The 11,831-nt window shown below is 70.8% G+C and carries 8 protein-coding genes; 3 read left to right on the forward strand and 5 right to left on the reverse strand.

Annotated features, from left to right (window positions below):
* Positions 1 to 160: 160 nt before the first annotated feature.
* On the forward strand, positions 161 to 1,405 hold the full coding sequence (locus tag JOD67_RS26995) for an IS110 family RNA-guided transposase (RefSeq protein WP_205117517.1): 1,245 nt from the start codon (positions 161 to 163) through the stop codon (positions 1,403 to 1,405).
* Positions 1,406 to 1,619: 214 nt separating this feature from the next.
* Here the strand turns inward: JOD67_RS26995 and JOD67_RS27000 are convergent, their stop codons facing one another.
* Together JOD67_RS27000 and JOD67_RS27005 are read right to left on the reverse strand one after the other, a co-directional pair.
* Positions 1,620 to 4,598: a bifunctional [glutamine synthetase] adenylyltransferase/[glutamine synthetase]-adenylyl-L-tyrosine phosphorylase gene (locus JOD67_RS27000; RefSeq protein ID WP_205120505.1), complete on the reverse strand. Its 2,979-nt coding sequence runs from the start codon at positions 4,596 to 4,598 to the stop codon at positions 1,620 to 1,622.
* Between the two features lie 41 nt (positions 4,599 to 4,639).
* Positions 4,640 to 4,864 (reverse strand): DUF6458 family protein, encoded by a 225-nt coding sequence (locus JOD67_RS27005; protein ID WP_205120506.1) that lies wholly within the window; start codon positions 4,862 to 4,864, stop codon positions 4,640 to 4,642.
* A 137-nt stretch (positions 4,865 to 5,001) separates the two neighbouring features.
* On the opposite strand from JOD67_RS27005, the gene JOD67_RS27010 reads away from it, so the two are divergent.
* On the forward strand, positions 5,002 to 7,257 hold the full coding sequence (locus tag JOD67_RS27010; protein ID WP_205120507.1) for an FdhF/YdeP family oxidoreductase: 2,256 nt from the start codon (positions 5,002 to 5,004) through the stop codon (positions 7,255 to 7,257).
* A 141-nt stretch (positions 7,258 to 7,398) separates the two neighbouring features.
* On the opposite strand, the gene JOD67_RS27015 is transcribed toward JOD67_RS27010, so the two are convergent.
* Together JOD67_RS27015 and glnA2 are read right to left on the reverse strand one after the other, a co-directional pair.
* Positions 7,399 to 8,100: a type 1 glutamine amidotransferase gene (locus JOD67_RS27015; protein WP_205120508.1), complete on the reverse strand. Its 702-nt coding sequence runs from the start codon at positions 8,098 to 8,100 to the stop codon at positions 7,399 to 7,401.
* 1 nt (position 8,101) lies between these two features.
* Positions 8,102 to 9,436 carry a gamma-glutamylpolyamine synthetase GlnA2 gene (glnA2, locus tag JOD67_RS27020; RefSeq protein ID WP_205120509.1) on the reverse strand — a complete coding sequence of 445 codons (1,335 nt, stop codon included), beginning with the start codon at positions 9,434 to 9,436 and terminating at the stop codon, positions 8,102 to 8,104.
* 124 nt (positions 9,437 to 9,560) lie between these two features.
* Here glnA2 and JOD67_RS27025 point away from each other — a divergent pair, with 124 nt between their 5' ends.
* Positions 9,561 to 10,784 carry a mandelate racemase/muconate lactonizing enzyme family protein gene (locus tag JOD67_RS27025; RefSeq protein WP_205120510.1) on the forward strand — a complete coding sequence of 408 codons (1,224 nt, stop codon included), beginning with the start codon at positions 9,561 to 9,563 and terminating at the stop codon, positions 10,782 to 10,784.
* Here JOD67_RS27025 and JOD67_RS27030 read toward each other — a convergent pair.
* Complete coding sequence (locus JOD67_RS27030; RefSeq protein WP_205120511.1) at positions 10,781 to 11,830, reverse strand: LacI family DNA-binding transcriptional regulator; 1,050 nt, start codon at positions 11,828 to 11,830, stop codon at positions 10,781 to 10,783. The two genes, JOD67_RS27025 and JOD67_RS27030, sit on opposite strands and share 4 nt — an antisense overlap.
* Position 11,831: the final 1 nt, after the last annotated feature.

Raw genomic sequence — 11,831 nt, forward strand, 5'->3', positions numbered from 1 at the left:
GGGTTAGATCGTGCGCCGGCCGGTTGGTGAGGCTTCCTGTAGCGCTGATGGGGTGTCGTGCCCGTCGATGATGGCGTGAGCACTGATCCATTAGGTTGCCGCCGGGTTGCCTTCGGCTCGGACAGGTTCCAGCGACTCGGCGCACCTTGGGAGGTGATCGATGATCTTCGTTGGCGATGACTGGGCCGAGGATCATCACGACATTCACGTGATGGACGACAACGGTGAACGGTTGGCCTCGCGCCGGCTGCCGGAAGGGCTGCCCGGGATCCGGGCGTTGCATGACGTGGTCGCCAGCCACGCCGCCGTCCATGCCGAGGATCATGGCGTGGACCCGGCCGGGGTGGTGGTCGGGATCGAGACCGACCGTGGACTGTGGGTCAACGCGTTGGTCGCGGCCGGGTACCAGGTGTATGCGATCAACCCACTGGCGGTGGCCCGCTACCGCGACCGCCACCATCTGTCGGGAGCCAAGTCCGACGCCGGTGATGCGAAACTGCTCGCCGACCTGGTCCGCACCGACCGCCACAACCACCGGCCGATCGCCGGTGACAGTGCGGGTGCTGAGGCTGTCAAGGTGTTGGCCCGCGGCCACCAGAACCTGATCTGGGCCCGCACCAGGCAGACCAACGCGCTGCGCTCGGCGCTGCGCGAGTACTACCCGGGCGCGCTGGTCGCCTTCGACGATCTCACCGACCGGGACGCGCTGGCCGTGCTCGAGCGCGCGGCGACCCCCGACCAGGGTGCCCGGCTGAGCGTCTCGTCGATCCGGTCAGCGCTGAAGCAGGCCGGGCGCCGCCGCAACCTCGACACCCGGGCCCGCGAGATCCAGGCCGCGTTGCGCACCGAGCAGCTGGCCGCACCCGTCCCAGTGGCGGCCGCGTTCGCGGCCACCACCCGCGCCGCGGTCGGCATCATCGCCGAGATGAACCGCCAGATCAGCGAGCTCGAAACCGAACTCGCAGCCCATTTTGAGCACCACCCGGACGCCGACATCTACCGCTCCCTGCCAGGACTCGGTGTCATCCTCGGCGCCCGGGTGCTCGGTGAGTTCGGGGACGACCCCACTCGCTACACCACCACCAAGTCTCGCAAGAACTACGCCGGCACGTCACCGTTGACCATCGCCTCGGGCAAGAAACGCGCCGTGCTCGCCCGCCACGTCCGCAACCGCCGCCTCTACGACGCCATCGACGCCTGGGCCTTCTGCTCCCTCACCCGAAGCCCCGGAGCACGCGCCCTCTACGACCAACACCGCGCCGCCGGCGACCTCCACCACCAAGCCCTCCGCGCCCTCGGCAACCGCCTCGTCGGCATCCTCCACGGATGCCTACGCCACCACACCCACTACGACGAACACACCGCCTGGGCCCACCGAAACCAAGATCAACAAACCGCCGCTTGACAACTTACGGACCTGGGGTGTCTAACCAGCGGCCGGGGCCGGCGGAGCGCGCGCCGACCGCCTGCGGTCACCCCACACGGCCAACCACCCCACTACCTGCCGTCCACCCCACGTAAGGGGCCAATGATCATGTAAACATGATCATTGGCCCCAGGCGCCGCGTGGTGTGGGCGGTTGCGGGGATGGTCAGCACGCGTGCCGCTGGGTAGGCGGGTCAGCCCCAGAAGAGGCGGTCGACGACGGCGCGGGCGTGGCGGGTTTCGCGGCGGTAGTCCTCGACGAACTCGCCGACCGCGAGCGACTCGTAGCCCAGCAGTTCGGCCACGGCGGCGAGGTCGCGGGCGTCGCGGGGCAGGACGTCGGACGACTTCGCGCGGACCAACACGACCGCGTTCCGGGCACGGCTCACCATCCGCCACGCCGAGGTCAACGCCAAGGCGTCGGAGGGCGACACCAGCCCGGCCTCCACCGCGGCCTGCAGAGCCGCCGCGGTACGAGTGGTCCGCAGCCCGGGGACGCGCGCGGCGTGCTCCAGCTGCAACAGCTGCACCGTCCACTCGACGTCGGCCAACCCACCCGGCCCCAGTTTGGTGTGCGTCGTCGGGTCCGCTCCGCGCGGCAGCCGTTCGGCGTCGACCCGCGCCTTGATCCGCCGGATCTCCCGCAGGTCCGCCTCCGTCACTCCCGACGGCGGCCACCGCAGCGGATCCACCAAGGCGGCGAACCGCGACCGCAGGTCGGCATCACCACACCGCGGGTCCGCGCGCAGCAGCGCCTGCGCTTCCCACACGTGCGACCAACGCCCGTAGTAGGCGGCGTACGAAGCCAACGACCGCACGACCGGCCCCTGCCGCCCCTCCGGCCGCAGCCCCAGGTCGAGCACGAACGGTGGGTCCGTCGCCGGCAACGAGACCAGCCGGCGCAGCTCCCCCACCACCGCGAACGCCGCGTCGGACGCCGCCTTCTCGTCCGCGCCCGGCAGCGGCTCGTACACGAACATCAGGTCGACGTCGCTGCCGTACCCCATCTCCCGCCCACCGAAGCTGCCCATCGCGATCGCCGCCAGCCGCATCGGCGACGGCGACGGCGCCGAGCCCGCGCGTTCCAGCGACCGGGTCGCGGCCCGCAGCCCGCCCGACACGGTCGCGGAAGCGATCGTCGTCAAGGCCGAGCCGACCTCCGCCACCGACAGCAGCCCGAGCAGATCGGCCGCAGCCGTACGGAACAGCTCCCGCCGCCGCACCCCCCGCACCGCGAGGATCGCCTGCTCCGGGTCGTCGTACCGGTTGACCGCCGCCAGCACCTCCGACTCGAGCTGCTCCGCCGAACGCGGCCGCAGATCTTCGTCGCGCGCCAGCATCTCGACCGCCTCCGGCGCCCGGCGCAGCAGGTCGACGACGTAGCGCGAGGTCGCGAGGATGCGCGCGTACCGTTCGGCGACCACGCCCTCGTCGCGCAGCAGCCGCAGGTACCAGGGCGTCGAGCCGAGGTCGTCGGAGATCTGCCGGAACGCCAGCAACCCCGAGTCCGGATCCGGGCCGTCGGCGAACCAGCCGAGCATCACCGGCAGCAACGTGCGCTGGATCGCCGCCCGCCGCGATACCCCCGCGGTGAGTGCCTCCAGGTGCCGCAGCGCCGCGGACGGGTCGGCATAGCCGAGCGCGGTGAGCCGCTGCCGCGCCGCCTCCGGGGTGAGCCGCGCCTCCGACCCCGGGATGCGGGCGACCGCCGCGAGCAACGGCCGGTAGAAGAGTTTCTCGTGCAGCCGCCGCACCTCGCGGGCATGCCGCCGCCAGGTGTCGAGCAGCTCCGTCACCGGCTTCGTCATCATGCCGAGCGAACGCCCGAGGCAGCGCAGCTGCCGCTCGTCCTCCGGCAGCACGTGCGTGCGGCGCAGCCGGGACAGCTGCAGCCGGTGCTCGAGCGTGCGCAGGAAGCGGTACGCCGAGGCCAGCGCGGCGCCGTCCTCGCGACCGACGTACCCGCCCGCGGTCAACGCGGCGAGCGCGACCAACGTGTTCGCGCTGCGGATCGACTCGTCCGCGCGGCCGTGCACGAGCTGCAGCAGCTGTACGGAGAACTCCACGTCGCGCAGCCCGCCCGGCCCGAGTTTCAGCTGGCGATCGACCTCGTCGACCGGGAGGTGGTCGACGACGCGCCGCCGCATCGCCTGCACGTCGTCGACGAAGTGGTCCCGATCGGCCGCCGTCCACACCATCGAGGTGACCGCGTCGACGTACGCCTGCCCGAGCGCCGGATCGCCCGCGACTGGGCGAGCCTTGAGCAGGGCTTGGAACTCCCAGGTCTTGGCCCAGCGCTCGGCGTACGCGAGGTGGCTCGCGAGCGTACGGACGAGCGCACCCGACTTGCCCTCCGGCCGCAGCCCCGCGTCCACCGGCCAGAGCGTGCCCTCGGCGGTGTGCTCGGAGCAGATCCGCATCAGCTGGGTCGCGAGCTGCGTCGCGGTCTTGAGCGCCGGGGCGTCCGGCTCATCGTCATCGACCGGCTCGGCGACGAAGAGCACGTCGACGTCGCTCACGTAGTTCAGCTCGCGACCGCCGCACTTGCCGAGCCCGATCACGGCCAGCCGGCACGGCGCCGCCGACTCGGGCAGGCGCGCGCGAGCGATCGCCAGCGCGGCCTCGAGCGCACCCGCCGCGAGGTCGGCGAGCTCGGCCGCGACCTCGTCGACGGTGAGGTGGTCGGTGAGGTCGCGCGCGGCGAGCCGGAGCAGCAGGCGCCGGTACGCGATCCGCAGCGCGTCGAGCGCGTCGATGCCGCCGCTCGTGGCGACGGGTTCGGCGGCCGCCGGGTCGGCGCCGACCGCGGCGAGCAGCGTCGCCCGGCGGCCGGCGGCGTCGGGATGGGAGAGCACGAGCTGAGGGTCGGCGAGCTCGCGCCAGTGCTCGGGATGCCGGATCAGATGCTGGCCGAGCCCCGTACTCGCGCCGAGCACGGCGAGCAGTCGTACGCGCAGCCGCTCGTTGTCGGCGAGGGCTTGTTCCAGCTCGGCCCGATCGGTCGCGGCCGAGACGACGGACCCGAACAGGTCGAGCGCCTGGTCGGGATCGGCGGCCTTGGCGACAGCGTCGAGGACGACCTCGGCGACCGGACCGAGATCGGCCAGCCTCCGTTCGGCTGCCGTCGCGTCCGCGAAGCCGAGCCGTACCAGCTGCCCCGCACTCGTGACCATCGACGCCGACCCTATCCGCCGCGGTCAGCGCGAGGGGTCGGTCAGAGCGGCGGGTCCTCGTACACGCGACGTTCCTCGACGACCGGACCCCGCGCGGCGCGCCGGCGCGGTCCCCAGACGGCGACGACCAGGATCAGGCCTATCGCGCCCGCGACCATGAGGATCCAGCCGATGACCGAAATGTCGACTCCGGACACCTCGAAGTCCACCGCGAAGGCCAGGATCGCCCCGAGCGCGATCAACAGCACTCCTGCTCCGATGCCCATCTGCTCCACCTCGACGTAGGGAACTCGCCCGCTCAGTCGGGCCGGTCAGGTGGGTATGCCACTTTCAGCCACGGTGAAACGAATCCCGGCCAGGAGCGGCCGCTAGGGTCGAGAGAGAACCAGGCCAAGGAGGCGTTGTGGGCAAGCGGCGTGAGAAGTGGATCGACCCGGCGAACTGGGCGAGTCTCAAGCCGTTCGGCATCGGCGAGGGCAGGCCGAACAACTACAAAGAAATCGTCAAGGCCGTCGGCGAGAACAAGGACCAGCTGAAGTACGCCTGGAAGATCCTCACCGAGGGCACCTGCGACGGCTGCGCGCTCGGCACCAAGGGCATCCGCGACTGGACCATGCGCGAGGTCCACCTCTGCAACATCCGCCTCCGCCTGCTCCGCCTCAACACGATGCCGCCGCTCGACGCCGGCGTACTGAACGACGTCGCCAACCTCCGCGGCAAGAAGAGCACGTACCTGCGCGAGCTCGGCCGGCTGCCGTTCCCGATGATCCGGCGCGCGGGCGACCCCGGCTTCACGCGGATCGGCTGGGACGAGGCGCTCGACCTCGCCGGTGAGAAGCTGCGCGCGTCCGACCCGTCGCGCTTCGGCACGTACCTCACCAGCCGCGGCGTACCGAACGAGAACTACTTCGCCGCCCAGAAGGCGATGCGCGCGATGGGCTCGAACAACATCGACAACGCCGCCCGCATCTGCCACTCCCCCAGCACGTTCGGGCTCAAGGGCGCACTCGGCGTCGCGGCGACCACGTGCTCGTACTCGGACTGGATCGGCTCCGACCTGATCGTGTTCGTCGGCTCCAACCCAGCCAACAACCAGCCGGTCGCGATGAAGTACCTCTACCACGCGAAGAAGGCCGGCACGAAGATCGTCAGCATCAACCCGTACCGCGAGCCCGGCATGGAGCGCTACTGGGTGCCGTCGAACGTCGAGAGCGCGGTGTTCGGTACGAAGATCTCCGACCGCACGTTCCAGATCAACATCGGCGGCGACATCGGTTTCCTCAACGGGGTCGCGAAGTCGATGGTCGACAACGACTGGATCGACCGCGAGTTCGTCGACGAGCACACCACCGGGTACGACAGCCTGAAGGACAGTTTGGCCAACCAGAGCTGGGAAGCTCTCGAGGCGACCGCCGGCGTCGACCGGAGCGAGATGATCGAGCTCGCCCGGATGATCGGCAAGGCGAAGACAGCGATCTTCGTGTGGAGCATGGGCGTCACCCAGCACGAGGTCGGCGAGGACAACGTGCGCGCGATCATCAACCTCGGCCTGACGAAGGGCTTCGTCGGCCGCCCGAACTGCGGGCTGATGCCGATCCGCGGCCACTCCGGCGTGCAGGGCGGCGCCGAGATGGGCGCGTACTCCACCGCGCTGCCCGGCGGCCTGCCGATCACCGACGAGACCGCGGCCAGCTTCGCGGACCAGTGGGGGTTCGACGTTCCCACCTGGACCGGCCAGACCGCGCCGGAGATGATCGACGCCGGATACGAGGGCAAGCTCGACGTGCTGATCAGCTCGGGCGGCAACTTCCTCGAAGTGCTGCCCGACCCGAAGTACTGCAAGCAGGCGTTGGAACGCATCCCGATGCGGATCCACATCGACATCTGCCTGTCCAGCCAGATGCTGCTCGACTCCACCGAGGCCGTGCTGCTGCTGCCCGCGGAGACCAGGTACGAGATGGCCGGCGGCGTCACCGAGACGTCGACCGAACGCAGGATCATCTTCAGCCCGGAGATCAGCGGGCCGCGCATCGCCGAGGCCTGGCCGGAGTATCGGATCTTCGGCGAGCTCGCGGCTCGCGTTCGCCCCGACACCGCCGAGGCCGTGCTTTACCCAAGCACGCAAGCGATACGCGACGACATCGCCAAAGCCGTTCCGTTCTACGCCGGCATCGAGAAGCTGGCGAAGTTCGGCGACGCGGTCCAGTACGGCGGCGCGCATCTGTGCTGGGACTGGAAGTTCCCCACCGACGACGGCAAGGCCCACTTCTCCACCGTGCGGCTCCCCGAGCTGGTCCGGCCGGACGGCACGTTCGCCGTCGCGACCCGGCGCGGGAAGCAGTTCAACAGCATGGTGCACGAGCACCAGGACTCGCTCAACGGTGCGGAGCGGGAGGCGGTGCTGATGAGCACGCACGACGCCGACCGGCTCGGCCTGGCCAACGGTGACAAGGTCACGTTGACGAGCGACTTCGGTTCGATGGACGGCCACGTCTTCCGGGCTCCGCTGACCCCGGGCAACCTGCAGGTGCACTGGCCCGAGGGCGAGGTCCTCATCGGCCGGTCGCGCAGGTCGCCGCAGGCCGGGATCCCCGACTACAACGGCAACGTCCGGGTGGAGCGGACTGCTTCAGTCGGCGGGCCGGTGGTTGGCTCGTAGCTGGTTCCCCCCAGGCCAGACCACCGGCGTCCGCCGACTTATCCACCACCCCCCGATGGACCCAGCAGGCAACCCAGACCAGGGTGACGCACGGTGACGTACGGGCGCATGAGTAGCCGCTACTCAACTCGGCGGGAAGGACTACCTAACGGTCGCCGCGAAGGCGTCCGCGAGCCGGCGGCCGGTCGACGCGAGCGCCTCCTCGGCGGCACTGACCTCGGCGAGCCCGGCGGCGATCAGCGGCTCGAGCGACGGCCCGTCCGGCGTCGCCCGGACCTCCTCGGCCCAGGTCGCGAACACCTCGGCGCCCGCCTCCGGATGGAACTGCAGCCCCCACGCCGACGGCCCGAACCGGGCCGCCTGGACCCGCCCGGAGGAGTCCGCCGCGACGGGGACCGCGCCCGCGGGCAGCGAGGTCACGACGTCGCCGTTCCACCGTGCAGTACACGCCGGGAACGTCAACGCCCCGAGCAACGGGTCGTCGGCCGACTCCTGCGTGGACTCGAGCGTGACGACGCCGATGTACGGGCCATCCGGTGCCTTCTCGACCACCCCGCCGCACGCGACGGCGAGCAGCTGATGGCCGAGGCAGATGCCGAGCGTCGGCAGCCCGGAATCGACGCCAAACCGCAGCAGTGCCTTCGTCGCCGGAAGCCACGGACAGTCGGCGTCGTCGTACGCGCCCATCGAGCCGCCGAGCACGACGAGCCCGGCGTGATCGGCGAGCGACGACGGCAGCGCGTCGCCGCGGTACGGGTGTCGCACGTCCAGCGCGAACGGCAGCCACTCCCCGAACCAGGCCGGCGTGCAGCCGACCTCGTGCTGAACGACGAGCACGGACACCTCAGAGGACGGCAAGCATCCGCTCACGTTCGAACGGCGTGACCTGCTGCCGGTACTCCTCCCATTCCGTCCGCTTGTTCCGCAGGAAGAAGTCGAAGACGTGCTCACCCAACGTCTCCGCCACCAGCTCCGACCGCTCCATCGCCCGCACCGCCTCGTCCAGGCTCTGCGGCAGCGGCTCGATGCCCAGCGCACGCCGTTCGCGGTCGGTCAGCGACCACACGTCGTCGTCAGCGCCCGGCGGCAGCTCGTACCCCTGCTCGATCCCCTTCAGACCCGCGGCCAGGATCACCGCGTACGCGAGGTACGGGTTGCACGCCGCGTCCAGCGAGCGGAACTCGGCCCGGGTCGACTGCACCTTCTCCGGCTTGTACATCGGCACCCGCACCAGCGCCGAGCGGTTGTTGTGCCCCCAGCAGACGTACGCCGGGGCCTCGCCGCCACCCCAGATGCGCTTGTACGAGTTCACCCACTGGTTCGTCACCGCCGTGATCTCCGCGGCGTGCCGCAGCAGCCCGGCGATAAACGACCGCGCGACCTTGCTCTGGTGGAACTCCGCGCCGGACTCGAAGAACGCGTTCCGGTCGCCCTCGAACAGCGACAGGTGCGTGTGCATCCCGCTGCCCGGGAACTCCGTGAACGGCTTCGGCATGAACGTCGCGTAGATCCCCTGCCCGAGCGCGACCTCCTTCACCACCACGCGGAACGTCATGATGTTGTCCGCCGTGGTCAGCGCGTCCGCGTACCGCAGGTCGATCTCCTGCTGGCCCGGCCCGCCCTCGTGGTGGCTGAACTCGACCGAGATCCCCATCGCCTCGAGCATCGTGATCGCCTCGCGGCGGAAGTCCTGGCTCCGGCCGTGCGGGGTGTGGTCGAAGTAACCGCTCTGGTCGACCGGGACCGGCTTGCGCCCGTTCGGCGAGTCCTTGAACAGGAAGAACTCGATCTCCGGGTGCGTGTAGAACGTGAAGCCGAGGTCGGCGGCCTTGCCCAGCGCGCGCTTGAGCACGTACCGCGGGTCGGCGTACGACGGCGAGCCGTCCGGCATGAGGATGTCGCAGAACATCCGTGCCGTACTCGGGGCCTCGCCGCGCCAGGGCAGGATCTGGAACGTCGACGGGTCGGGCTTGGCCAGCATGTCCGCCTCGTACACGCGCGCGAAGCCCTCGATCGCCGAGCCGTCGAAGCCGATCCCCTCCGAAAACGCGCCCTCGAGCTCAGCCGGTGCGACCGCGACCGACTTGAGGAAGCCGAGCACGTCGGTGAACCACAACCGCACGAACCGAACGTCTCGTTCCTCGAGCGTACGGAGCACGAACTCCTGCTGCTTGTCCATAACGCCCTATCCTCGCTGGTTCCGTCTCAGGGAAGCCTCCCGGCTCCGTGTTTCCGGCGCGTTACGTACGGGCCACCTTCCCTGTAGCCTGCTGCGAAGCACTCGTCTTCCAGGGTGGATGCAGATGCCGCGTCACCTCTCGCTCGTCCACTCGGCCGAGCCGGACCCCGGTCCCACGTGGCCGGTCCACCAGCATCCGATCGTCCAGGGCACGGGGACCCGGCGGCGGGTCGTCCGGCTGGAGACCGTTCGGCTGGAGTCCCATCCGGAGCTGCTGTTCCTGCGCCTCGTCACCCGCGACGGGCTGGTCGGGCTCGGCGAGGCGTACGGGACGCCGCGCGAGGTGGACGACTACCTGCACGAGGTCGCGGCGCCGATCCTGCTCGGTACGCCGCCGTCGCGGTTCGACCAGACCGCTGGCCGGTTGTTCGCCCGCCAGGCCGACGGGGGCACGGCGGCGACGAGGCGCGGCGCGTCGGCCGTCGACCTCGCGCTGTGGGACCTCGCCGCGAAGACCGCGAACCAGCCGCTGCACGAGCTACTCGGCGGCGCCTGCCGGGACGCGATCCGCGTCTACAGCAGCCTCCCGCTGGACTGGGACCGTACGGGCGCGCCGCGTGCCGCCGTGCGGCTGTTCGAGCTCGCCGAGGACCTGCTCGACCGCCGGATCACCGCGATGAAGGTCGAGCCGTTCGCGTACGTGGAAGGCAGCGACATCTCGGCGCCCGAGCTCAAACGCGCGCTCCAGCCGCTGCACGAGCTCCGCGACGTGTTCGGCATGCAGATGGAGCTGATGCTCGAGTTCCACTCCCGCTGGGATCTGAGGCCGGCCAAGCGCATCGCCCGCGCCGTCGAGGAGCTCGACCCGCTGTGGCTGGAGGAGCCGATCAACGCCGACGACCTCGGCGCGATCGCCGCGTACGCGCGCTGGGCCCGCGTGCCGATGACGCTGCGCGAGCCGCTGCGCAGCCGGTACGCGATCAAGGACCTGTTCGACCGCCGTATCGCCGGCATCGTGATGTTCAGCCTGGGGTGGTCCGGCGGCGTCTCCGAGGCCGTACGCGTCGCCGCCCTCGCGAACGACTACCACCTGCCGCTCACCCTGTACGGCCGCGCCGGCCCGGTGCTGCTGACCGCCGCGACCCACGTCGCGGTGAGCGCGCCGAACGCGCTGATCCAGGAGACCGTGCAGGACTACTACACGAACTGGTACCAGGACGTGGTCACCGAGCTCCCGCACATGGACTTCGGCACGATCGCCCCACCGACCGGCCCCGGCATCGGCACCGCGCTCCACCCCGACCTCCTCGAGCGAGAAGGAACGACGGTCCGGGCGACGAGCGCCTAGGCCAGCTTGCGCCGGGCCGACGCAGCGGACGGTGCGACCACCGACGATCGGACCACCAGCTCGGTCGGCAGCACCACCGGCGAGCCGAAGTCGTGGCCGGAGAACGCCAACGCGAGCGAACGCCGGCCCGCCTCCTCCAGTGGCAGCCGCACCGTGGTCAGCCCCGGCGTCACGTCCTGCGCCGACGGGACGTCGTCCACACCCGTCACCGACACGTCCTCCGGCACTCGCAGCCCTGCCTCGCGCAGGGCCGCCATCGCGCCCAGCGCCATCAGGTCGTTCGCGCAGCACACCGCGGTGAACGAGGCGCCCGAGGCGAGCAGCCGGCGCACGGCGTCCACCCCGCTCTGCCGGCTGAAGTCACCGGCCACCACCAGAGCAGGATCCAACGAGACCCCGCACTCCGACAGCGCCTTGGCGAAGACGAGCCGTCGCTGCGTCCCCGTCGTCCGGCCCTCCGGCCCCGCGACGTACGCCACCGCCGAGTGCCCCAACGACACCACGTGCGAGGCCAACGCACGAGCCCCGCCGAGATCGTCGAACGACACCGAGGCGGCAGCGGTGTGCGGGTTCGGCGCCGGCCGCCCGCACAGCACCAGCCGGGCGCCCTGGGCCCGCAGGCCCCGGACGTGCCCCGCCATCTCCCGCCGGTAGGCGGCGTCCTCGGGCGCCGCCCCGACGAGGATGACGACTTCGGCGCGCTGTCGCCGCAACACCTCGATGTACGCGAACTCCGAGGACGAGTCCGCCGACGACGAGCACAGCACGACCAGCCGCCGCATCTCCGCCGCCGTCGCCTGGATCCCCCGCGCGATCGCCCCGAAGAACGGATCCGCGATGTCGTTGAGGATCACCCCGACCAGGCCGCTCGTCGCGTGCAGCAAAGCCCGCGCGTGCGCGTTGACGACATAGTCGAGGTCGCGAACGGCCTTCTCCACCCGCCGCCGGGTGGCGTCAGCGACGGGATAGTTGCCGTTCAGCACCCGCGACACCGTTGCCGGCGAGACCCCGGCGCGCGCCGCGACGTCGGTCAAGGTGACGGCCATG

This window comes from Tenggerimyces flavus (genome assembly GCF_016907715.1).
GTDB classification, from domain to species: domain Bacteria; phylum Actinomycetota; class Actinomycetes; order Propionibacteriales; family Actinopolymorphaceae; genus Tenggerimyces; species Tenggerimyces flavus.